Below are 22,568 nucleotides of genomic sequence, written 5' to 3'. Positions count from 1 at the left end.
GCTGTTGAGCAAGCCTATTCCTGCGTGCTCGCTGTGAGGCGCATTAGTTAACCCTTATAATTTATGGAAATCTATAGCGTGAAGCCCTCTCCATACGATTTGAGTGTCATAGGTGCCGGTGCGGCGGGTCTGGTGTGCGCCATCGAAGCGGCTCGGCGGGGGTTGCGTGTGGTGGTGCTGGACCATGCCCGACAGGCGGGAGAAAAAATTCGTATCTCTGGCGGTGGACGCTGTAATTTTACCAATCTCTCGTTATCCCCGGATAACTATATTTCACACAATCCAAAATTTTGTCTCTCGGCCCTCAAGGGCTATTCACCCTATGATTTTATGGCACGGTTGGATCTTCACCATATTCGTTATGAAGAGAAAGAGGCCGGTCAGCTCTTTTGCCAAGGCTCCGCCAAAGAGATTGTGGCTATGCTGTTGCAGGAGGCCACAACCGCAGGTGTTGTGCTGAAAATGGGCCACACCGTGCATACCGCCCGCGCCTTGGGGGATGGCTATGAGGTGCTCTGCAAGCAGGGGAACTATCAAACGCCGCGCTTGGTGGTGGCCAGTGGAGGACTCTCTATACCAAAAATGGGGGCCACCGATGTGGGGTTGCGCATTGCGCGCCAATTTAAGCTGCCTGTGGTGGAGACCCGCCCCGCGCTATGTCCCTTTCTTTTTGAAGGGGGTCTGCAAAAAATGTTTTCTAGCCTAAGTGGCTTGTCAACACCCGCGACGTTAACAACCGGTGGTGTATCTTTTACCCATCAGCTACTGTTTACCCACCGGGGGCTGAGTGGTCCTGTCGCCTTGCAAGCCTCGAGCTATTGGCAGCGTGGTAGGGCACTGCTGCTTAACTTGCTGCCGGAACAGGATGCTTTGGCGCTTTTGTTGGCGGCCAAACAGGGCGAACCCCGGTTACAGGTGACAACCCTGCTTAGTCGTTATCTGCCCAAACGTTTGGCCCAAGCTTTGGCTGTGGGGCTCGATGCCCCCTTGGCCGAGTTGCCCGACCAACGCCTTAAACAACTGGCAAACCAGCTAAACGGGTGGTCGCTCACGCCTGCTGGGTTAGAAGGCTACCGCACCGCCGAAGTAACGGCGGGTGGGGTGGACACCGCCATGCTCTCCTCTAAAACCATGCAGGTTAAGGCGCGCCAGGGGCTCTGTTTTATTGGTGAGGTGGTGGATGTAACCGGCCAACTGGGCGGCTATAACTTACAGTGGGCTTGGTCCTCGGGGGTGGCAGCGGGGCGCTATATTTAACAAAGCAGGCTCCTGTACAAAAGAGGAGCCTGCTTTGTTGGGGCTGTTATTTTGCGGGGGGCTCTCCCTGCTCTACGGATTCTACATGCTGTTTGGCCTCAGAAATAAACTGCTCCACAGCCTCATTACTGTGTGCTTCACTCTCGGCCAAACGGGCCATCGCCTTGGTGAAAGAGTAGATGCGACGCATTTTATCAAGGAAGTCACGCACAATAGAGTACTGCTCAACATGGCCCGGGGCGTGTTGTGAGACATTTTTAAGGTGGTTAATGGAAGAGCGGGTAATAATTTCATCCAGCCGCTCATTGACCCGCAGCACCCGTTCGATGGCCTCGCTATTGCGCTCGGTAATGGCCCTTACGGCATCTTCCAAGCTCTCCATGACCAACTGGTGTACCTCACGCAGAAAACGCTCCGTCTGTTGGTTGATCTGCATGCCAAAGTGGAGACGTTGTTTGCCGATGTGTACCAAGTTGGTTTCAATAATGTCACCAATATTTTCAAGGGCATCCACGGCATTAACCAGGGTAATCATCTCACGGGTGTGGGCTTCGGTGAGGTGGCCTTGGCTGATTTTACCCAGATAGTTGATAAACTGCTCGTAGAGGCTGTCAATCTCCTCATCACGATTTTTGTAGGCCGCCAAAGCTTCTGCATTGCCGTGCAAAACAATGGGTAGTGCATCGTTGAGGATTAAACCGCAGCGCATGCCAAGGCCGCGAATTTCGCGACGGGTCGCGTCGAGGGCTAACGCTGGTGTATGGAGCAGTACGTCATCTAAATAGAGCGGTTTGACCACCGGACGCCCGGATTTTTCCACAGGGGCGGGCGTATTGGGTACCAGTTTTTGAATAAGCCATGCAAAGGGTACGCTAAAGGGTAGAAAGATCAGAGCGTTGACGATATTAAAAACGGTGTGGGCGTTGGCGATTTGGCGGGGTGTTTCGGCCGCGATGCGGGCGATACCCTGTAGTTCTGGTGATTGGGGCGAAATGGTGGTGATGAAATCGGCCAATGGATGGATAAAGCCCACCCACAGCAACACCCCCATAACATTGAAGAGCATATGGGCCATGGCGGCCTGCACCGCTTCACGGGGTTTGCCAATGGCGGCCAGTAGGGCGGTAACGCAGGTGCCAATATTGGCACCAAAGGCTAGGGCAATGCCGGCTTCCAAGGTGATGAAGCCCTGGCTGGCCATGACGATGACAATGCCCGTGGTGGCGGAAGATGACTGCACCAAACCGGTAAATAATGCCGCCACCAGAATACCCAATAAAGGGTTCTGCATGGAGATCATCATATCCAAAAAGGGCTGGTAGGCGCGTAAGGGTTGCATGGCGTTGGACATCATGCTCATGCCCAAAAAGATCAGGCCCAAGCCCATGATCATGGCGCCATATTGGCGGAGTTTGTCGGTTTTGCCCGACGCATTGAGCATAAAACCGATGGCCACCAACAGCGAGGCAGCTTTGGTCACCTTAAACGCGACGATCTGGGCGGTGATGGTGGTGCCGATATTGGCCCCAAAGATGACCCCAACCCCCTGAGAGAGGCTCATTAAGCCCGCGCTGATAAAACCGACCACCAGCACCGTCGTGACCGATGAGGATTGAATGATGGCGGTCACAAACGCGCCGGTCAGAGCCCCCGACACGCGGTTGGTGGTGAGTTTGGCTAAGATGGTGCGCATGCGATCCCCCGCAGCGGCCTTGAGGGCGTCGGCCATCATCTCCATGCCATACAAAAACAGCGCCAAGCCACCCAAAAGCCCCATGGTCATGGTGCCCCAGGGCATCAGTTGATCGGGCGTGGTGGCCCCACTTTCCGCCCAGGATAGCTGGGCCAACAGCATGGCGCAGGCTACCACAGCAAGGGCAATGGGCAGTCGCCAACGAACGGTGGGGAAAGGGGACGGGGTGAGAAACATAAGGTTCTCTCTTTCGCAGATCGCCATTTAGGGATGGTTGCCAAGGACTTTGCGCGTTCATGGATAACCAAAAAAACCGCGTTATTTACACTTCATTTTAATGCGACGGCAAAGCTTGACACCCTTAACACGTTGGGCATGAATGAGGTCGAGTTTTTGTTGGATTTCATCCTTCTCTTTGCTGCTCTTGCGAGCCTCCAGAGAAGATTTGAGTTTCTTCTCTTTTTTGCGCAGGGTTTTTAACACCTCTTTAAGCTCACCCCGTTGTGCTTTTTGCTTTTTTTTGTCGTCATCCATGAAGTCACTTAACCAGCTGATAACCTGTTTCAATCCCATAGGGCACCTCGATTGGGTTAGAGGTTGGTATCGGTTACGTGTCTAAAAAAATACGTAGTGATGAAGTTTGTGTGTCTATTTTAGGACAAGCACGGAAGATTCACCAGAAAAATTAGGGTTTTTTGTCGAGTAATCCCATGCTCTATTTATGGAAAAGGGTTAAACTGAAGGTGTGGGATTGTTTTTGGTGTTCTAAAAGCTAGGCGCGCTGCGGTGATCCCTCGGAGTGTATGTTGATTGGGGGTCTGCTGGGAGATTAACCTGTCGCGCGGGGCATGGGGAGTGATTGGTCCATAATCGAGCGCGCTTCCCCCGGTGATCTCCTGGCTGGTAGATTGTCTGCATCGTAAAGAGAGGGCTATGAGCACCTTGATCGTCAGTCGCGCTGCCACGATCCCTGACCAGCGACGTATTAATCGCTATCGCCGCACCCCGGAGCTGGGCCCTCAGGTGCTCTTTTTTAGCGGGGGCTCGGCACTGCATGGGTTAAGCCAGCAGATCCGCCTGTATACCCATAACTCGGTACATCTGGTCACTCCCTTTGACTCCGGTGGTAGTTCTGCCAAATTACGCCAGGCTTTTGCCATGCCCGCCATCGGTGACCTGCGTCACCGCATGATGGCGCTGGCGGATGATTCTGAGATTGGTCATCGGGCCATCTATACCCTGTTTTCCCACCGCCTGCCTAATGATGCCTCCCCTGCGGCCTTGGCAGACGAGTTAAAGGCGCTGTGTCGGGGGCGTCATCCCCTGATCGCCCAGGTTGAAAACCCCATGCGCCGCCTTATTCGCATTCAGCTGGCCTTTTTTCAAGAAGCCATGCCCCCCCATTTTGATCTGCGCCGTGCCAGCATTGGCAATTTAATCCTGGCAGGGGGCTACTTGAACAATAAGGAGCATCTGGATCCCATTGTCTTCCTCTTCTCCAAGCTGGTGGGGGTGCGTGGCACGGTGCGTACCGTGGTCAATGATCATTTGCATCTTTGCGTGGGGCTAGAGGATGGCACTCAATTGGTGGGGCAGCACCGCATGAGCGGTAAAGAGCTGGCCCCCCTGACTTCCCCTATCCAGACCCTCTGCTTGAGTCAACATCCTGACCATCTGGTGCCTGCCCAAGCGGTTTTGCAGAAAGGGAACCGCCGTATGATCCAAGAGGCAGACCTCATCTGTTACCCGCCGGGCAGTTTTTATAGCAGTCTACTGGCCAATCTACTGCCGGTCGGGGTGGCCCAAGCCATTGCCAATAACCGCTGCCCCAAGGTCTTTGTGCCCAGTCTGGGCGAGGATCCCGAGTTGCTGGGGCGGGGGGTGGATAAGCAGGTGAAAATTTTACTCAACACTTTGTTTGCCGGGCTAAAAAATGAGGGTAAGGTGGAGCATCTGCTCCAATATGTGCTGCTTGACCGGGATCGTAAGTGGGGGGGAGATAAGCTGCACAAACGCATTCGCAAGGCGGGGGTGCAGGTGATCGAAACGCCCTTAACCCACCCAAGCCGCCCCCATTGTTATGATCCAACACTTTTGGCACAAGCCCTGCTGTCCCTCACCTAAGGGTCCGCAAGCGTCAATGCAGACGGCACGGGGGCGGGCAGCCCCTCCATGGTTAGCATGTAGGCATGGCTTGATGGGCTGATAAGAGGGATGCGCGGGTAGGTAGCGGCGCTAAGCATGTCACCCATGGGGCTGGCGTGAGGTTTGTGTTGCGCGGGTTCGGCACCGTTTGCTGGATGGCTACGGCGTGTCGTAAAAAGGGGAGTAACCCAATGAAAACCGCCCTTATTTGTGGCGTGACTGGCCAAGATGGCGCATGGTTGGCCCTGCTGTTATTATCCAAGGGCTATCGGGTGGTGGGGACCTCGCGGGATGCCCAGATTGCGACCCTGACCAAATTGGATCTGCTGGGGGTGCGGGAGCGTATTGAGCTGCGCTCCATGACACCCACGGATTTTCGCAGTGTGGTGCAGACGTTGATTCAGGTGGAACCGGATGAGATCTATAACCTCTCTGGGCAGAGCTCGGTGGGGCTCTCTTTTCAGCAGCCTGTGGAGACCCTGGAGAGTATCTCCCAGGGTACCCTGAATTTGCTGGAATCAATGCGTATGATCAATAAATCAATCCGCTTTTATAATGCGGGTTCCAGTGAATGTTTTGGCGATACCGGTGATCTGGCCGCCGATGAGCTCACCCCCTTTCGCCCGCGCAGCCCCTATGCGGTGGCTAAATCCGCCTCGGTATGGAGTGTCTCTAATTATCGGGAGGGCTACGCCATGTATGCCTGTTCCGGCATTTTGTTTAATCATGAATCTTGGTTGCGACCGGCCCGCTTTGTGACCAGCAAGGTGATTAAAACCGTCAACCGTATTGCCCAAGGCAGCGGTGAGCAGCTGCAACTGGGCAATATGGATATTAGCCGTGACTGGGGTTGGGCCCCTGAATATGTCGAGGCGATGTGGCGAATTTTACAGCAAGAGAAGCCCGAGGATTTTATTATTGCAACGGGTTATACCGCTTCTCTACAAGAGTTTGTGGCGCTGGCCTTTGCCGCCCATAATCTGGATTGGCGGGACCACACCAGGAGTGATGCCAGCCTGTTACGGGAGACCGATATACGGATTAGTCGGGCCAATCCGCAAAAGGCACGGGAGCGGTTAGGTTGGCAAGCAACCCTAACCATGCCGGACGTGGTGGCGCGTATGGTGGAGGCCGAAAAACTGCTTTCCCAGCGGGCCGCCCCTTGCCAGGTGGAACCTGCTCCAGCCTCTCTGTTACGATGATGAAGGGGGGGGGAAACGTAGCTAGGCGGCGCATCTTGGTCATCTATGACTATTTTGAGCCCGCCACTCAAGCCGGTGGTCCTACCCTCTCTTGTATCAACTTGGTGCGTTTTTTAGAGCCCATGGCCGATCTTTGGGTGTTGACCGGTTGGCGGGATTTGGATGGCACTCCGTTGCCGGTGCAACGGGACCGTTGGTTGCCTTGGGGGGCGCGCAGTCAGGTGTGCTATGCCCATAAAGGGTGGTCAATGCTGGGGGTATGGCGGATTTTGCGTCAATTGCAGCCCGATGTGCTCTATTTAAACGGGGTGTTTTCTCCTTTGGGCACTTTGCTACCGCTGTTTTTGCAGCGCTGGTTGTTGCCGGAGTGCCGGGTTATTTTGGCCCCTAGGGGGATGTTGCAATCCCAGGCATTGGCGGTAAAAGCCCTAAAAAAAAGGCTCTATCTGCAAGGCTTGTTGCTGCCACTGTTGCGCCGCCGGGCCTTGACTGTGCAAGCCACAGGGCCCGCAGAGTGGGCGGATATGCAACGGTTATTACCTGTAGCCGATCCAAGTGCGCTGGTGCTGTTGGGTAATTTGCCCCGCATGGGCATAGCCTGTCGCGTGGGCTATCGGCCGGCGGCCACACGCAGTTTGGTAACCGTGGCGCTGATCTCACCTATGAAAAATATTCTTACGGTGTTACAGGCGTTGGCGCAGGTACAACAGCCTATGCACTATCATCTGTATGGTCCGGTGAAGGATGCCCCCTATTGGCAGCACTGTTTGCAAGCGGCCCAAAAACTGCCTGCTCATGTGGGGTTTACTTATCATGGTCTCTGCCCCCCGGCGGAAGTGCCCGCGCGGTTGGCCGCGTATGATGTTTATGTGCAGCCCAGCCGCAGTGAAAATTTTGGGCATGCCCTGTTTGAGGCGCTCATGGTGGGGTTGCCTTTAGTGACCAGTTACACCACCCCCTGGCAGCAGCTACAGCACAAGCAGGCAGGCTGGAACGTGGCGGGGGAGGATGTAGCGGGGCTTGCGGCGATTTTGGATGAAGCGGCTCAGTTAAAGCCTGAACGCTATGCTGTAATGGCGGGCCATGCACGCCAATTGGCGGAAAATTATCTGCAACAAAGTGGGCTAGAACAGGGTTATCGGCAATTGTTCCAAGTAACGATGGGTAATGCGCAGCTATGAAAAAAACGGTGGACGCAGAGCAGCAATGGAGCTTGATTATCACGCCTAAACGGCGCTTGTTGGAGATCCCATTTGGCGAGATTTGGCACTATCGAGATCTGCTTATGCTGTTGGTACGGCGTGATTTTGTGGCGCTCTACAAACAGACGATTTTGGGACCATTGTGGTTTTTGATTCAGCCGATCCTAACCACGTTGATGTTTACGCTGGTGTTTAACAAAATTGCGGGGCTCTCCACCGATGGTTTGCCGGCGATTCTGTTTTATCTGGCGGGCATTACCTGTTGGAGCTACTTTGCGGAGACCATGACCAAAGCGTCGGAGACCTTTACCCTCAACGCCAGTATGTTTGGTAAGGTCTATTTTCCACGGGTGATTGTCCCGCTCTCGATTGTGCTCTCCAATTTGATTAAGTTTGGTGTGCAGTTTGGCCTGTTTCTCGTTTTTTTGGGTTATTACATGTTCCAAGGCAACCGTGCCATCGCCCCCAACACCGTTTTGTTGCTACTACCCTTGCTGGTATTACTCATGGGGGGGCTCGGCCTTGGTTTTGGCATGATTATCTCGGCAATGACCACCAAATACCGGGATTTGCGCTTTTTGCTTACCTTTGCTGTGCAGCTATTTATGTATGCTACGCCGGTGATCTATCCGCTCTCTAGCCTGGATCAACGCTATAAATGGATCCTCCAAATCAATCCCATTACCCCCATTATTGAGAGTTTTCGCTATGGCTTTTTGGGTAGTGGTAGTTTTGCGCCATGGCAACTGGCCTATAGCTTTGGGGTCATGGTGGCGGTTTTGTTGTTGGCTATGATTGTTTTTAATCAGGTCGAAAAGAACTTTATGGATACCGTTTAGGGGTTTGTCAGGTATGAAAGCATGGCTTAAACAAAAGGTACTGGCGCGTCTGCGTCTCAGTGCGCGGGCCCGTCAGTGGGCGCACCAGGTTTTGTTTGCAGATTTTCCCGGTTCAGGGAACTACTGGGAGCTGCGTTACCATCAAGGAGGGAACTCCGGTAGTGGCTCTTATGGGCGGTTGGCCCACTATAAAGCACAATTTCTCAATCAATTTTTTGCGGAACAGCAGATCGAAACCGTATTGGAGTTTGGCTGTGGTGATGGCCATAATCTGGGGCTCTATCAGGTTGCCAACTATATTGGCCTAGATGTCTCGCGCACGGCGATTCAACACTGCATTCAACGCTATCAAGAAGATGCGGGGAAAAGCTTTTTTATTTTTGATCCAACTCTGTTTGCCGATCATGCGCAGCGCTTTCAGGTGCCCTGTACCCTCTCTTTGGATGTGATCTACCATCTGGTGGAGGATGGGGTGTTTGAGGCCTATATGCGGCAGTTGTTTGGCTGTGCCCAACGCTATGTGGTGATCTATGCCAGTAATTTTGAGGGGAAAACGGAACACCACATGCGCCCCCGTCAATTCACCCAGTGGATCGAGCGCCATGCACCCCAATGGCGTTTGCTCCATCACGAGGTTAACCCTTACCACTACACGCCCGGTGACGACCCTGAGCAGACCTCGGAAGCCGATTTTTATCTCTATACCCTAAAGGATGGCGACGCGTAACCCCACGTGGAGCAGCGATTTAGGTAGGGGGTGCAAGCCAAGGGGCAAAGAGATCATCCACCCGTTGGGTGAAGGCGTTAAAGGCAAAATAGTTGAGGGCCTCTGGACGCTGCCGGGGTTGTTCGATGGCCCGTTCGATGGCCGTGATCAGTTGGGCGGGTTGATGGGGGTCAACCAGGGTTCCCAAGAGCCCATCGCGCAGGGCCTCGCGGGTGCCATCTGTCTGGCTACCGATGCTGGGAATGCCGCAGGCCATGGCTTCGAGCAGCACAAAACCAAAGCCTTCCCCCTGGCTTGGCATGGCGTAACAGTCGGCCAGCAGGTAGTGATCGGCCTTCTCTTTTTCATCAATGTAACCGGTAAAACGGACTCGGTCGGCTAGGCCAAGGGCTTGTGCGGTTTGGCTTAGGCGCTGGCGGTCTGGACCATCCCCAACAATGAGATAGACCACATCGTGCCCCTGTTTTAGCAAGGCTGGTAGGGCCTGCATGACCTCGTCAAACCCCTTGGCGCGATCTTGAGAAACCAACCTACCCATGGTCATGATGACCGTTTTATGGTGCAGGGCGTAGCGCTCGATAAGATAGGAGGGTTTGTGGTCTACCCGGTAGTGGTTAAGATGAATGGCATTGGGCAGCAGGTGGGTCTTGGCTGGGGCAAGGCTGGCCCACTGTAAAAAACGGTCGGTGGTGGTTTGGCTAATAGAAACGGCGGCTTCCAGCTTGGACAGAGCCCAGCGGGTTAAGCGACCACCCGTGGGTTGCCACACCTCAATGCCATAACAGAGCAGCATGACCGGGGTGCCGGTAAGGCTGCCCAGCAGTTGCGCTAGGGGGAGTAGATTGATATGTCCGCAGAGGATCAGCCGATAGGGGCCCCCCCGGCGCGCACTGTGTAGGGCTTGGCGAAAGTAGGCCGCTTTGCCCGCCAAGGATGTCTCTTGCAAATCAATGGTTGGAGGCATCTCTCCCAGTGGCTGCTGGCGGTTGCGCAGCAGTAAGGTGATCCGCGTTTGGGGGTAGGCCACAGCCAGGGCATCCAGCAGATCCCGGTTGTATTGGGCAATGCCGCCGTGTGCGCCATAGGCATCGGTCAACAGGGCTAAGATGGGCATGGTCACTCCTGCAAGGGGCTGGGCTTAGGCTGTGGTGGCCACAGTTTGCCCGAAAACCGCTGCGGCTGTCCATGGCTGCAACGGATTGGCACGAAGGGGTGAGAGGGTTATGGCCTGTCGCTATCCGGGGTGTGGCAGAAAGAGAAGCGGCTGGAACAGATGCTGCATAAAAGCTTTATTAGTCTGGCTGAGTGTGCGAGAGCTAGAACGCGCAGGCCGTTGATCCTAGTGAGAGGTGTGGGGAGTCGTAGCTTATGGCGGGATGGTTAGAAAAAAGCGTCAATCTCATTCCTTGGTGGATGCGCGACCATATTCGCAAAATTCCCCTCTTGGCATGGCTACAGCGCCGTTTTTTTGCTCGGTTTTTGGCAGGCCGTCACTTTGATTATCAGATCAATGCCGGTCCGGCCAAAGGGTTGTGGATGCCCATAAGTCTGCCGACGGACAAGTTGATCTGGACAGGCACCTACGAAAAAGTGGTGGGCGAAAAAATGGGTCGGCTAACGCCAACTCAAGGGGTCTGTTTGGATATCGGCAGCCATCGTGGTTATATGGCTGGTATTATGGCGCTGCACGGGGCGGCGCAGGTTCACTGTTTTGAACCGATGCCCGATAATATTACCCACCTTCAGCGGCTGCAACAGCTCAACCCTGAGTTGCCACTCTATGTGCAACCTTATGCGATGGGAAATCGTCAAGGTGATGCCCGTTTTGCCATTATGCCCGAGTCCAGCATGGGTAAATTGAGCGACTCCAGTTTTCAAGTGGAGGCGGCGCATGTCACAGAGATCAACGTGGCGGTGCGGCGCGTGGATGATCTGGTTGCTGAGGGGGTGGTGATGATCCCCCAGCTAATCAAGGTGGACGTAGAAGGGGCTGAGCTAGAGGTGCTGGCAGGGGCACAGCAAACCATTGAGCAAAATCGCCCTATTATGGTTATTGAGGTGCACTCCTCAGCGCTTGCGGTCGAGTGCCAAGCGTGGCTGCAAGAGCGGGGTTATCGTGTCGAGGTGTTGGAGACCGGCGCTGTGTACGATCCGACTCAACCTTACCGCTTATGCCACCTGCTGGGTTTGCCTGTGTCATGAGTAAGATTGTCATCGTTTCGGGCTTTCAGATTATCAGCAATCCTCGTGTTGCTAAAGAGGCCGATGCGCTGTCTAAAGCGGGTCACACGGTGGAGGTGTTGGGTGCCATATGGGATAAGGAGGGTGCCCGTAAAATAGAGGCGTTAAGGGTTGGCGCGTTGTGGCACTATACCCCGATGGTGGATTTGGCTGGGGGGGGCTGGTTGGCCCGTTGGCACTGGCTGGTCGCGCGGTTGCACGTGAAGCTCGCCCAAGGTGTGCGGCGCTGGCTGGGTTGGGAGCATCCGGCCCAACTGGGTTATTTTACGGGCCGCTTGCTTAAAATTGCGCGCAGCCGCCAAGCGGATCTCTATATTGTGCATCTTGAACCCGCTTTGTGGGTTGGGGTTAAGCTCTTGCAGGCGGGCTTTCGGGTGGCGGTGGATGTGGAGGATTGGTACTCTGAGGATCTGCTGCCCGCAGACCGCAGTAGGCGACCGGTGGCGATGATGCGCCACTACGAAGCCACGCTTTTGCAACAGGGTGCCTATGCCACCACCACCTCTCACGCTTTAAGTCAGGCGTTGGCCAATGCTTACCAGGTGTCGCCACCGGTGGTTGTCTACAACACCTTTCCGTGGGCGGAGCGAGCGAGCCTAAAGGGTCACTATCGGGCGCGTAAACGGCTGGATCTTTGCTCTTTGGTGTGGTTTTCCCAGACCATTGGGCCAGGGCGGGGGCTAGAGCAGTTGATGCAAGCGCTGCATTTTTTGCAAACCCCTGTGGAGATTCATGTGCGGGGCAATCCACGGCCTGGATTTGAACAGCAGCTCCGGCGTTTGGCTCCCGAGGCGATGCAAGAGCATATCTATTTTCATGGCTTGGTGCCTCAAGCGGAATTATTAGCCTGCTTGGCCGAGCATGATATGGGGTTTTGTGGCGAGTTGAGTGACAGTGCCAGCCGTGATCTGACATTAACCAATAAGGCCATGGAATATCTGCGTGCAGGGTTGGCGGTGATCGCCAGTGATACCCAAGGGCAGATGGAGTTAGCCAAGGCATTACCTGACACGGTGTTTATCTATGCCCAGCGCGACCCGCAAGCATTAGCCGACAAAGTGAACCTCCTTGTAGATCAACCGCAGCGTTTGCAGCAGGCCAAACAGGCGGCACTGCAAGCGGCACAGCAACGCTTTTGCTGGGAGCGGGATGCGGAGAAAATTGTGACGTGTGTACAGTGCGCTCTTGCAGAAAGAGGGGTTACATCTTGCTCTTAATCAAAACGGGCATGGCGCAAGGTCTTTGATTGTGCATTTTGCACGTTTAATCCATGTTTGTGGGCTGGGTTTGTGCAAAAGAGGTTGGGGTTAACGCTTGCCCAAGCTTATTTGTTGGTGGGGTGGTAGGGGGATAAATAAATTTCTTACGCCGGGTTGGTGTTGGAATGCAGCGTATGATCCTTGCCAGGGTGCGTGTTATTAGGGTCCGTTGGTGGCAATGATCTCATCGAACCAGCGGCACAATTTTTTGGCCAGTGCGGTTGCCTCAAATTGCTGCACCGTCTCAGCGTGATAGCCTTTCCAGCCGGTTGTTCTGTTTATCCAGGCGAGTAAGCTCTCTTGTAGTTGTATCTCCAGGGTTTGCTCCAAGGTGGCATGGTTAAAGGTGTGCAGCGTGCCAGCGTGGAGCGTTTCAAACATATGGCATAGATGGCTTTGTTCATGAAACCACGCGAGGGTTGGTGTGCCGCTAAGGGCATATTGGTAAATTTTGGATGGGGTGTAGTTTGGTTCTCTCTGGCCGGGTAATAAGAGCAGGTCAGCTTGCTGCATCAGGTTAAGGGTTTGTAGAAAACCTATCCGCTGTGGCTGCTCAGTGAGGCGATGGCCGATACCCAACGCATGGGCCATCGCTTGAATGGGTGGTTGGTCGGTTGGGCCTTGTGCGTAGTTGGTACCAATCAGATAAATATGAAATCCCTCGGGTAACAGGCCCGCTTGGTCGAGTTTTTTGGTGGCACGTAAAAAACGCGCCATACCCCATTGCATGTGGGTGGGTATGGCCCCGGTCATGACCACACGAAAGCCAGTCTTGGCGGGGTCAAAAAAAGGGTGTGGTGCTTGGTGGCGGGCTCTTGCAAAATCTGCCAAGCTACCACCAAAGGGAAGCTCTAGGGCAGGGCAGTCGTGCAGGGTGGGGTAGCGTTGCTGCATGGTGTGCAGATAGTTGGCGGTTACGGCGGTCATGCCCGAGGCGTGGGGCATGGTCAGGCCTTCGGTCAATTTTTTTAGAGGGTAATCAAACCAAAATTTGGCGGGTCGTTCGTGGCGGGGACGGGTAAGATGAAAATCGTTGCGCCAGGGGTCCTGTAGATCCACCACAAAGGGTACCCCCGTTAAGCGTTTCCAGAGCGGGCCAACACTGATGGCGTCAAACTGGGTGGTGCTAAAATAGACCAGATCAAAGGGCTGTTGACGCAAAAGCTTGAGCCCCGCCAGCAACAGATAGGGCCAGCAGCGCAAACCCAAATTACCCAGCCCCAGATAGCGTGTGACGCGGTATGGCAGCGCGGCACAGGCGTGGATGGGTATATTCCCAAGGGGCTCTGCGGTAGGGTCCGGTGGGATAGGATGATGGTGTGGCGCCACGGTAAGCAGGGTGGGTTGCCAACCATGCTGGCCCATGAGGGGGGTAAGCATGCGCAAACGTTGCATGTCGGGGGTATTAAAGGGGAGATAATAGGGTGAGACGCAGAGTATCTGCTTCATGAGAGAGCTCAAGCATTTAGCGTAAAGAATCGGATCGAGCACAAGCTCGACAGAGTTTCTTATCATGAAGGATCCAATGTGGTCTATCAAGCGGATAAACGCTGTATATGGGGCGTTAAAGATGGGCCAAGGGCTCCAATTTAGGTGCACCCCAAGGGGCGTGAAAGTGCGATGGGTGGGGGAGTGGGGGGCATGAATGTCGTCGTAGACTATGGCTGTGGCAATTTGGCATCCATTGTGAACATGGCTAAAAAGGCGGGATATGGTGCGGTGATCTCGTCAGATCCTGCCCAGATAGCCAAGGCGACGCGTCTGATTTTGCCTGGGGTAGGGGCCTATGACCAAGGCATGGCGCAGTTGCAACAGCGGGGGCTGCGTGAGGTGCTGGATGAGCAGGTGCTCAAACGGAAGGTGCCGCTGCTGGGGATCTGTCTGGGGGCGCAGTTAATCGCCCGTGGGAGTGAAGAGGGGGTGCTACCCGGTTTGGGATGGATCGCCGCCGATGTGGTACGCTTTGATGCCAGCCGCATGGGGCAACATGCACGCATCCCCCATATTGGCTGGTGTGATTTTATTCCAGAAGGGAACGCCCCATTGGTGGCACAGATGGAGGCGCAGAGTCGTTTTTATTTTGTACACAGCTACCATCTACAGTGCGAGGATGCAAACGATGTCATGGGTCGAGCGGTGCATGGCTATTCCTTTGTCGCAGCGGTAGCCCGGGACAATATTTTTGGGGTGCAGTTTCATCCGGAGAAGAGCCACCGTTTTGGTTTGCACCTGCTGACCCGATTTTTTGAGTTGCCGGCGGCGGTGCCCAGTCATGCATGATTGCCAGCTTATAAGGACCGCGATAGCGTGAGGGGGGGAGGACGTGACCCTTTTAGCGGTGAGCCGAGGGCGAGGCATCTCTCATAAACATAGGTAGAGTCATATGTCGCAATACAGCTTGGTGATGGAGGAGGTTTCAAAGCTCTACCGTTTGGGGGAGGTGGGCAGTGGTACCCTCTCCCATGACCTGAACCGTTGGCTGGCCCGCTGGCTGGGACGGCAGGACCCTTACGAAAAATTGGGTCAGACGAATGACCGCACTCAGGTTGGGGGGGATTTTGTCTGGGCGTTGAAGGATATTGATTTAAAAGTTCCCCAAGGGGAAATTTTGGGCATTATCGGCAAAAATGGCGCGGGCAAATCGACCCTGCTCAAGCTCTTATCCAGGGTGACGGCACCGACCCGTGGCGCAATCTATGTGCAGGGCCGTATTGCTTCATTATTAGAGGTTGGTACGGGCTTTCATCCGGAGTTGACGGGGCGGGAGAATATTTTTCTCAATGGCGCTATCCTGGGTATGAAAAGGGCAGAAATACGTAAAAAGCTGGATGAGATTGTGGAGTTCTCTGGTGTTGCCAAATATCTGGATACACCGGTTAAGCGCTACTCATCGGGCATGCATGTACGCCTTGCTTTTGCGGTGGCGGCCCATTTGGAACCCGATATTTTAATTGTGGATGAAGTGTTGGCGGTGGGGGATGCCGAGTTTCAAGCCAAATGTTTGGGTAAAATGCAGGCAGCCAGCCAGGGCGAGGGGCGCACGGTGCTGTTTGTTAGCCATAATCTGGGTGCTGTCAAACAGCTCTGTCCACGGGCCATTTTGATGGAACAGGGGCAGATCAAGATGCAGGATGAGACAGGGGCTGTGATTAGCCGTTATATGCAGCAGGGCGGTCGTGAAGAGCGGCAGGTGTGTTGGCCGGTGGATCAGGCGCCGCAACAGCAGGAGATTATTCTGCATAGCATACGCATTGTCGATCATTTGGGGCAGACAGATAGTCTGCTGGCAACGGGCAATCCCATTACCGCTGAGATCGAGTATACCCTGAAAGAGGATCTGCATAATTTACGTATTACTTTTACTGTTTTATCCCATGATGGTGTAGAAATCTTTTCCAGCAGCGACTATCTGTTTCAAAAGGCGGATCGGCTGCGGCCCAAGGGGCGCTACAAGAGTGTTTGCCACATTCCTGGCGGTCTTATGTCTTTTGCTCAATACATCGGTAGCGTAGATTTTGAGATACCAGGAGAGAGAGGCATTTTAATGGATCAGAAGATATCATTTGCTTATAGTGAAATATCTGTAAACCAATATGGACAGACTCGTTCACCAGCCCCTCCAGGCCTGATACATCCCCTATTAACATGGGATATTGTTTCCATTTGATCGTACTGTGCTATCACGAAGGTCTATGGCGGGAGAGAAATCGCATGCAGGAATTATTTATGATCGAATCTAATGTTATGTTACCTATCCGAGGGCAAAATATTTTTACCCCGCTGAGAGTTAATTACCCACAAGGAGTACCGATTCGTACATGCTCACGTTGTATAATGAATACAACAGACGCCGTATCCATTACTTTAGATGATGAGGGTGTTTGTTCTGAATGTCGCAATTTTGATCAGAAATACCAGAAAATTCTATCACAACGTCATGAAAACAGTCTGGAGTTACATGTTGGACAAATCAAAGCACTAGGTGAAGGCAGACCATATGATACCATTTTGGGTGTTAGCGGGGGTGTGGATAGCACCTATCTTGCTTTACTTTGTAAACGGTATGGAATTCGGCCTTTGTTAGTACACTGTGATAATGGTTGGAACTCAGAATTAGCTGTTGATAATATAAACAGAATGCTTGAAATAACAGGTTTTGATTTGCATACGCACGTTATCGATTGGGATACTTTTCGGCATATGCAAAGAGCTTATTTATGGGCATCTGTAGTGGATATTGAGGTTTTGAGTGATCATGCTATTTTTTCTGTGATGTACGACACTGCCAAAAAATATAATGTTCCAACCGTGATTTCTGGGGTTAATGTGGAGACAGAAGGCTTTTTGCCTTATAGCTGGATCTATCTTAAGGACGACGTAGCTAATATAAAAGATATTTGTGCACAATATTGTAAGGTCCCGATAGACCGTTATCCTATGATAAAGGAAAAGGATTTGGATGCGTTGCGAAAGTCCAATAGCAAGCGGTTAAAGCGCTTTGATCTGCTCAATGACTTACCCTGCCGAGTAGAAGAGATAAAAAATGAAATTTCAAAAACTTTTGGTTGGCGAGATTATGGTGGTAAGCATTTTGAATCCATTTTTACACGTTTCTTCCAAGGTTATATACTACCTGTTAAATTTGGCATTCACAAGCGCAAAGCCCATCTTTCCAATTTGATCTGTTCAGGGCAAATAAGTCGTCAAGAGGCAATTTGTCGGCTTGAACAGCTCGATTACTCACCTGAACTGTGTTGGGAAGATTATGAATTTGTAATTAAAAAATTAGGGCTGAGTAGAGAAGAATTCAGCCGTATTATGTTGTCGCCACCACGTAAGCACAGCCAATTCTGGTCAAATAAATCTGTTTTTTACCGTTATACAATGTTACGTCCATTTTATGGGTTTTGGAGAAATTTTAAAAATAGTAGAGGTGGACTTTCAGGGTAATTTCAAATTGGCTCTGCATGTTCCAAAACGCAAAGTACCTAAAAAGGCTTAAGAATGTTTGCTAGATTGAAATTTGCCATTGTCGGCTGTGGACGTATTGCCCAGCGGCATGTGGAGCATATTCAAAAATATGGGCAGTTGGTGGCGGTCTGTGATGTGGTGCAAGAGAAGGCCGATGCCCTGGCCCACGTAAGTGGGGCCAAGGCTTTTTATGATCTGGAGCAGATGTTTGCACAGCTGCCAGAAGCCATTGATGTGGTCTCCATTTGTACCCCCAATGGGCTGCATGCTGCGCACACGCTACGGGCTTTTAAAGCGGGCTGCCATGTGCTGTGCGAAAAACCCATGGCCATCTCTGTGGCCGATTGTGGTGAGATGATCAAAGCCGGGGAGCGGGCCAGCCGACGGCTGTTTGTGGTGAAACAAAACCGTTATAATCCCCCCGTAGTGGCGATTAAAAAATTGTTGGATGAGGGGGCCTTGGGCCGTGTCTACAGCGTGCAGCTGAGCTGCTTTTGGAACCGTAATGCCCAATATTATGAAAAGGATGCCTGGAAAGGTAGCCGCGACCTGGATGGGGGCTGTCTCTATACCCAATTTAGCCACTTTATTGATCTGCTCTACTGGATGGTGGGGGATGTGAAACAGGCTATGGCCTTAACCCATAACTTCTGCCACCAGGATACGGTGGCGTTTGAAGATGCCGGGGTAGTGGCGCTGGCTTTTCACAATGGGGCTTTGGGCACGGTTAACTTTACCATCAACAGTTATGGTAAAAATATGGAAGGCTCATTGACCCTGTTTTGTGAAAAAGGCAGTGTCAAAATCGGTGGGCAATATCTTAATGAGCTGGAGTACCAAAATATTGAAGCCCACCTGATCGAGGATCTGCCCGAGGGGCGCCCGCCCAATCAATATGGTCACTATGTGGGCTCTATGTCCAACCATGGGGCCGTGTATGAAAATTTAGTCAGTGTTCTGACCGGGCAAGGGGTGATTGGCACCGCCGGCTTTGAGGGATTAAAAACCGTGGAGATTATCGACAAAATTTATACGGCGGCCAATCGTGTCAGTCCTCTATAAGCAGGTGGGTATAAAGGATGTCACCTTTGGTGAGCAGGTGGTGGTGGTGGAGCCGGTCAACCTCTACGGTTGTTCCATTGGCGATGGCAGCTTTATTGGCCCCTTTGTGGAGATCCAAAAAGGGGTTACCATTGGTAAAGGGTGCCGCATACAGTCCCACAGCTTTATCTGTGAATTGGTGAGCATAGGGGATAGCTGCTTTATTGCCCATGGTGTTATGTTTGTCAACGACCTGTTTGCCAGTGGTGGGCCGGCGGGCGGTGATGCGACAAAGTGGAAATCAACCCGTTTGGGTAACCATGTCTCTGTGGGTAGCCATGCCACGCTGCTGCCGGTGAGCATCTGCGATCATGTGGTGATCGGAGCCGGTGCTGTGGTGACCCGCGATATTACTCAGCCCGGCATCTATGCAGGTAATCCTGCCCGGCTGCTGCGCTCACTACCAGAGTCCACGGTGGACTCCGCCACCTCTTTGTGAGTAGGTGCCATGCAATTCGTCGATCTCCTTGCCCAGCATCGGTCCATCCAGGTGTCGTTAGACGCCGCCATTGCCCATGTGGTTGAGCACTCCAGCTTTATCCGTGGTCCCCATGTGGAGGCTTTTGAGCAGGGCTTCGCGCAAATGATGGGGGCCAAGCACTGTATCTCCTGCGGCAACGGCACCGATGCCCTCTATATCGCCATGCGTGCGCTGGGGCTGGAGGCCGGGGACGAGGTGATCACCACCGCCCATAGTTGGATTGCCACCAGCGAAACCATCACCCAGGCGGGCGGGCAGGTGGTGTTTTGCGACACCGAACCCAACTGTTTTTGTCTCGATCCCTTACAGATTGAATCCAAAATTACCCCACGCACGCGGGGTATTATTGCGGTGCATCTCTATGGTCAGCCTGCGGATATGTCGGCCATTATGGCGCTGGCGAAAGCCTATGACCTGTGGGTGATCGAGGATGCCGCCCAGGCTCACTTGGCCGCCATGGATGGTCAACTGGTGGGCCGTTTTGGGGATGTTGCCACCTTCTCTTTCTACCCCGGTAAAAATTTGGGTGCCATGGGGGATGCCGGATGTTTGGTCACAGACCGGCAGGATGTGGCGGATTTTGCCCGCTTGTTTGCCCGCCATGGGGGGAAAAATAATCATCAAATAGAGGGTATAAACAGCCGCATGGATGGTTTGCAGGCGGCGGTGCTTAATGTCAAAATGCCCCACCTAGAGGGGTGGACCCGCGCCCGCGAGGCGTTGGCCCAGCGCTATGATAGCATGCTGGCCGAGCTGCCCCAGGTCATCACCCCAACGGTGCGCAGTGGTTGTCGCCATGTGTATCATCTCTATGTCATCCGGGTGCCGCAGCGGGATGCCTTGCAAGCCTATTTAGCAGAGCTCTATATTCCCACGGTGATCAACTACCCTCAGGCGCTGCCTTTCTACCCAGCCTATGCGCGGCTTGGCCACAAGCCGGTGGATTTTCCCGTTGCTTTTCAGCATGCGCAGGAGATCCTCTCTTTGCCCATGCACCCCTTTTTAAGTCAACAGGATCAAGAACGGGTGGTGGAAGGCATTCGCGCCTTTTATGCGCAACCGGTTTCGATTGCGTTTGAAGAGGGCTCTTGATGCGCCGAATTCGCGTCATCCCGACCTTGCTCCTGAAGGAGGGGCGGTTGGTCAAAACCGTGCGTTTTAACCAAGCCAAGGCCACCTATGTGGGGGACCCGGTCAATACCGCAAAAATCTTTAATGATAAAGAGGTCGACGAGTTGGCGGTGTTGGATATTTCTGCCAGTCGTCGAGGCGCTGAACCCGATTTTGAATGTGTTGAGCAGTTGGCCAGTGAGTGCTTTATGCCCCTGCTGTACGGGGGTGGGGTGCGCAATCTACAACAGATCCAGCGTCTTTTTCACTCGGGGGTGGAGAAGGTGATGCTCAATACGGCCTTTTTTAGCGGCTCGGGATTGCTACAAGAGGCGGTCAAAATTTATGGTAGTCAGAGCCTCGGTGTCTCCATTGATGTCAAAAAAGATCTCTGGGGGCGTTATCGGGTGATGAGCCAGGGGGGGCAGCGCAAAACGGGCTTGGATCCTGTTGTGGCAGCCCAGCAAGCCGAGCAGGCGGGGGCGGGAGAGTTGTTGCTCAACGCCATGGATCAGGATGGTATGCAGCAGGGGTATGATCTGGAACTGGTGCAACGGGTGAGCCGTGGTGTTGCAATTCCGGTGATTGCCGTAGGGGGTGCTGCGTCAGTGGCCGATTTTCGGACGGTGGTCACGCAGGCGGGCGCCGCCGCCGTGGCGGCGGGCAGTATGTTTGTGTTTAGGGGGCCGCATCGGGCTGTGTTGGTCAACTATCCCAATCAAGAGCAGTTACAAAACGAGCTGTTCCAGCATTTAGAGTCCTAAACGCGCGGGGTCCACCCCAAGGGCAGTGGCCATCCCCCGAATCGGCGCAGACCCTTTAGGGGCACGCTGTGGTTGCCTCTTGTAGGGGGCATCCTCCTTCGTGCTTGTTTTTTCAACCCGCTTCGCTAAACAGCAGCGCAGGCATACCGATAGAGCTTTAATCCATGCGTAACACACCTATCTTGATGCGCGTGACCATGGGACCCCATGAGCCCACGCGTCTCTATTGTGTGCCTCCTCGGTCCCTTTTTATGGGGAGGAATCAAGCCCGCTATGGGTGTGGTTTGTCTGGGGCAAAAAGGGTTTGGCGATGATCCGCTTAGCCATCATTACCTCGCACCCCATTCAATACAATGCCCCCTTTTTTCAGTGTCTGGCCCAACAACCGGGTTTGCAACTGCGGGTTTTTTATAGCTGGGTTGGTACCGCTGGGCAGAATGACCCCGAATTTGGTCACCCCATCCAGTGGGATCTCCCCCTGTTGGAAGGGTATGACTTTCGATTTGTGGAAAACCGCGCCCAAGATCCCGGTACGCACCACTTTAACGGCCTAAATAATCCCACCATGGTGGCAGAAATTCAGGCATGGCAGCCCCATGTGTTGCTGGTGTATGGCTGGCCGTTTCGCACCCATTTGCGGGTATTACGCGCTTTTCATGGGCGCGTGCCGATTCTGTTCCGGGGCGATTCCAACCTGTTGGCCAGTGGGGGCTTTTTTAATAGCCAACGGCGGATATTCCCCTGGTTGCGCCGCTTGGTGCTACGCTGGGTCTATGGTCATGTGGATGGTGCATTGCCGGTTGGGCAATTAAATGATGACTATTTTCGCGCTTTTAATATTCCAGACCAGCGGCGGTTTAGGGTGCCGCATATGGTGGATAATGCACGCTTTGCCGCCGATCATGGGGCCCGCTGTGCAGAGGCCCTTACGCAGCGGCGGCGGTTGGGTATTGACGATGAGAAGGTGGTGCTGCTGTTTGCGGGCAAATTTGTACCACATAAGCAGCCCATGCAGATTTTGCAGGCGGTGCAGCAGGCCAATCGGCTAAGTGAGGATCGCTTGGTGCTGCTGTTGGTGGGGAGCGGCCCCTTGCAGGCAGACCTTCAGCAACAGGCGCTTGGGGATAAGGCTATCTTTTTTATGGAGACCGCCAATCAGCAGGCGATGCCTATGATCTACCGCATGGGGGACCTGCTGGTGCTGCCCTCCCGCAATGAAACCTGGGGATTGGCGGTCAATGAGGCGATGGCCTGTCAGCGTCCGGCCTTGGTGAGCAGTCAGGTGGGGTGTGGGCCTGACCTTATTGTACCGGGCGAAACAGGTTGGAGCTATCCCTTTGGTCAAGAGCAGCAGCTACCGGCGTTGTTGCTTGAGTGGTGCCAAAGCCGCGCCCATCTGGCAGCAATGGGGGCGCGGGCTTATGCACGGATTCAGGATTACTCCTTTACCCAGGGGGCGCGGGCCTTAATGAGCGCCTTACAGCAAATGACCGCAGCGTTTAACAGACCCTGAGGTGTTAGCCCAAGAGCGTTCGCCACAGGGTGCGAGCCCACTGGGGCTATGTTACTATCGCAG

The 22,568-nt window shown here is 53.6% G+C and carries 20 protein-coding genes; 16 read left to right on the top strand and 4 right to left on the bottom strand.

The window, feature by feature from the left end:
* The first annotated feature begins 63 nt into the window (after nucleotides 1–63).
* Nucleotides 64–1,257 (top strand): BaiN/RdsA family NAD(P)/FAD-dependent oxidoreductase, encoded by a 1,194-nt coding sequence (locus MMC1_RS12480; RefSeq protein WP_011714059.1) that lies wholly within the window; start codon nucleotides 64–66, stop codon nucleotides 1,255–1,257.
* Nucleotides 1,258–1,303: 46 nt separating this feature from the next.
* On the opposite strand, the gene MMC1_RS12475 is transcribed toward MMC1_RS12480, so the two are convergent.
* Nucleotides 1,304–3,187 carry a Na/Pi cotransporter family protein gene (locus MMC1_RS12475; protein ID WP_227665215.1) on the bottom strand — a complete coding sequence of 628 codons (1,884 nt, stop codon included), beginning with the start codon at nucleotides 3,185–3,187 and terminating at the stop codon, nucleotides 1,304–1,306.
* Nucleotides 3,188–3,268: 81 nt separating this feature from the next.
* Nucleotides 3,269–3,523, bottom strand: a complete 255-nt coding sequence (locus MMC1_RS12470; protein ID WP_011714057.1) for a hypothetical protein — start codon at nucleotides 3,521–3,523, stop codon at nucleotides 3,269–3,271.
* A gap of 360 nt (nucleotides 3,524–3,883) precedes the next feature.
* On the opposite strand from MMC1_RS12470, the gene MMC1_RS12465 reads away from it, so the two are divergent.
* From MMC1_RS12465 to MMC1_RS12445, 5 genes are all read left to right on the top strand, one after another.
* Nucleotides 3,884–5,074 carry a GAK system CofD-like protein gene (locus MMC1_RS12465; protein WP_011714056.1) on the top strand — a complete coding sequence of 397 codons (1,191 nt, stop codon included), beginning with the start codon at nucleotides 3,884–3,886 and terminating at the stop codon, nucleotides 5,072–5,074.
* 212 nt (nucleotides 5,075–5,286) lie between these two features.
* Nucleotides 5,287–6,297: a GDP-mannose 4,6-dehydratase gene (locus tag MMC1_RS12460; RefSeq protein WP_011714055.1), complete on the top strand. Its 1,011-nt coding sequence runs from the start codon at nucleotides 5,287–5,289 to the stop codon at nucleotides 6,295–6,297.
* A 35-nt stretch (nucleotides 6,298–6,332) separates the two neighbouring features.
* Nucleotides 6,333–7,478: a glycosyltransferase family 4 protein gene (locus tag MMC1_RS12455; protein WP_160162709.1), complete on the top strand. Its 1,146-nt coding sequence runs from the start codon at nucleotides 6,333–6,335 to the stop codon at nucleotides 7,476–7,478.
* On the top strand, nucleotides 7,475–8,338 hold the full coding sequence (locus MMC1_RS12450; RefSeq protein ID WP_011714053.1) for an ABC transporter permease: 864 nt from the start codon (nucleotides 7,475–7,477) through the stop codon (nucleotides 8,336–8,338). Before MMC1_RS12455 ends, MMC1_RS12450 begins: the two co-directional genes overlap by 4 nt.
* Before the next feature lie 13 nt (nucleotides 8,339–8,351).
* Nucleotides 8,352–9,065 carry a class I SAM-dependent methyltransferase gene (locus MMC1_RS12445; RefSeq protein ID WP_011714052.1) on the top strand — a complete coding sequence of 238 codons (714 nt, stop codon included), beginning with the start codon at nucleotides 8,352–8,354 and terminating at the stop codon, nucleotides 9,063–9,065.
* Nucleotides 9,066–9,084: 19 nt separating this feature from the next.
* Here MMC1_RS12445 and MMC1_RS12440 read toward each other — a convergent pair whose 3' ends face one another.
* Nucleotides 9,085–10,179, bottom strand: coding sequence for a glycosyltransferase family 4 protein (locus tag MMC1_RS12440; protein WP_011714051.1), 1,095 nt, complete (start codon nucleotides 10,177–10,179; stop codon nucleotides 9,085–9,087).
* Between the two features lie 254 nt (nucleotides 10,180–10,433).
* Here MMC1_RS12440 and MMC1_RS12435 point away from each other — a divergent pair, with 254 nt between their 5' ends.
* Together MMC1_RS12435 and MMC1_RS12430 are read left to right on the top strand one after the other, a co-directional pair.
* A complete protein-coding gene (locus tag MMC1_RS12435; RefSeq protein WP_011714050.1) occupies nucleotides 10,434–11,267 on the top strand; it encodes an FkbM family methyltransferase in 834 nt (277 codons plus the stop codon).
* Nucleotides 11,264–12,523, top strand: a complete 1,260-nt coding sequence (locus MMC1_RS12430; RefSeq protein ID WP_011714049.1) for a glycosyltransferase — start codon at nucleotides 11,264–11,266, stop codon at nucleotides 12,521–12,523. Before MMC1_RS12435 ends, MMC1_RS12430 begins: the two co-directional genes overlap by 4 nt.
* Nucleotides 12,524–12,724: 201 nt before the next feature.
* On the opposite strand, the gene MMC1_RS12425 is transcribed toward MMC1_RS12430, so the two are convergent.
* Nucleotides 12,725–14,014, bottom strand: a complete 1,290-nt coding sequence (locus MMC1_RS12425; RefSeq protein WP_041641221.1) for a glycosyltransferase family protein — start codon at nucleotides 14,012–14,014, stop codon at nucleotides 12,725–12,727.
* Between the two features lie 192 nt (nucleotides 14,015–14,206).
* On the opposite strand from MMC1_RS12425, the gene hisH reads away from it, so the two are divergent.
* From hisH to MMC1_RS12385, 8 genes are all read left to right on the top strand, one after another.
* On the top strand, nucleotides 14,207–14,845 hold the full coding sequence (gene hisH, locus MMC1_RS12420) for an imidazole glycerol phosphate synthase subunit HisH (protein ID WP_041642638.1): 639 nt from the start codon (nucleotides 14,207–14,209) through the stop codon (nucleotides 14,843–14,845).
* 103 nt (nucleotides 14,846–14,948) lie between these two features.
* On the top strand, nucleotides 14,949–16,232 hold the full coding sequence (locus tag MMC1_RS12415; protein WP_011714046.1) for an ABC transporter ATP-binding protein: 1,284 nt from the start codon (nucleotides 14,949–14,951) through the stop codon (nucleotides 16,230–16,232).
* A 59-nt stretch (nucleotides 16,233–16,291) separates the two neighbouring features.
* A complete protein-coding gene (locus MMC1_RS12410) occupies nucleotides 16,292–17,515 on the top strand; it encodes an N-acetyl sugar amidotransferase (RefSeq protein ID WP_160162708.1) in 1,224 nt (407 codons plus the stop codon).
* 54 nt (nucleotides 17,516–17,569) lie between these two features.
* A complete protein-coding gene (locus MMC1_RS12405; RefSeq protein ID WP_011714044.1) occupies nucleotides 17,570–18,598 on the top strand; it encodes a Gfo/Idh/MocA family protein in 1,029 nt (342 codons plus the stop codon).
* Nucleotides 18,582–19,076 (top strand): acyltransferase, encoded by a 495-nt coding sequence (locus tag MMC1_RS12400; protein WP_011714043.1) that lies wholly within the window; start codon nucleotides 18,582–18,584, stop codon nucleotides 19,074–19,076. Before MMC1_RS12405 ends, MMC1_RS12400 begins: the two co-directional genes overlap by 17 nt.
* Before the next feature lie 9 nt (nucleotides 19,077–19,085).
* Complete coding sequence (locus MMC1_RS12395; protein WP_011714042.1) at nucleotides 19,086–20,210, top strand: DegT/DnrJ/EryC1/StrS family aminotransferase; 1,125 nt, start codon at nucleotides 19,086–19,088, stop codon at nucleotides 20,208–20,210.
* On the top strand, nucleotides 20,210–20,992 hold the full coding sequence (locus tag MMC1_RS12390; RefSeq protein WP_011714041.1) for an AglZ/HisF2 family acetamidino modification protein: 783 nt from the start codon (nucleotides 20,210–20,212) through the stop codon (nucleotides 20,990–20,992). Before MMC1_RS12395 ends, MMC1_RS12390 begins: the two co-directional genes overlap by 1 nt.
* Nucleotides 20,993–21,302: 310 nt before the next feature.
* Nucleotides 21,303–22,505, top strand: coding sequence for a glycosyltransferase family 4 protein (locus MMC1_RS12385; RefSeq protein ID WP_011714040.1), 1,203 nt, complete (start codon nucleotides 21,303–21,305; stop codon nucleotides 22,503–22,505).
* Nucleotides 22,506–22,568 lie beyond the last annotated feature (63 nt).

Source organism: Magnetococcus marinus MC-1 (genome assembly GCF_000014865.1).
In the GTDB taxonomy this organism is placed as follows: Bacteria; Pseudomonadota; Magnetococcia; order Magnetococcales; family Magnetococcaceae; genus Magnetococcus; species Magnetococcus marinus.
Note: the sequence above shows the minus strand (reverse complement) of the source record. Positions and strands in the feature narration are given on the sequence as shown.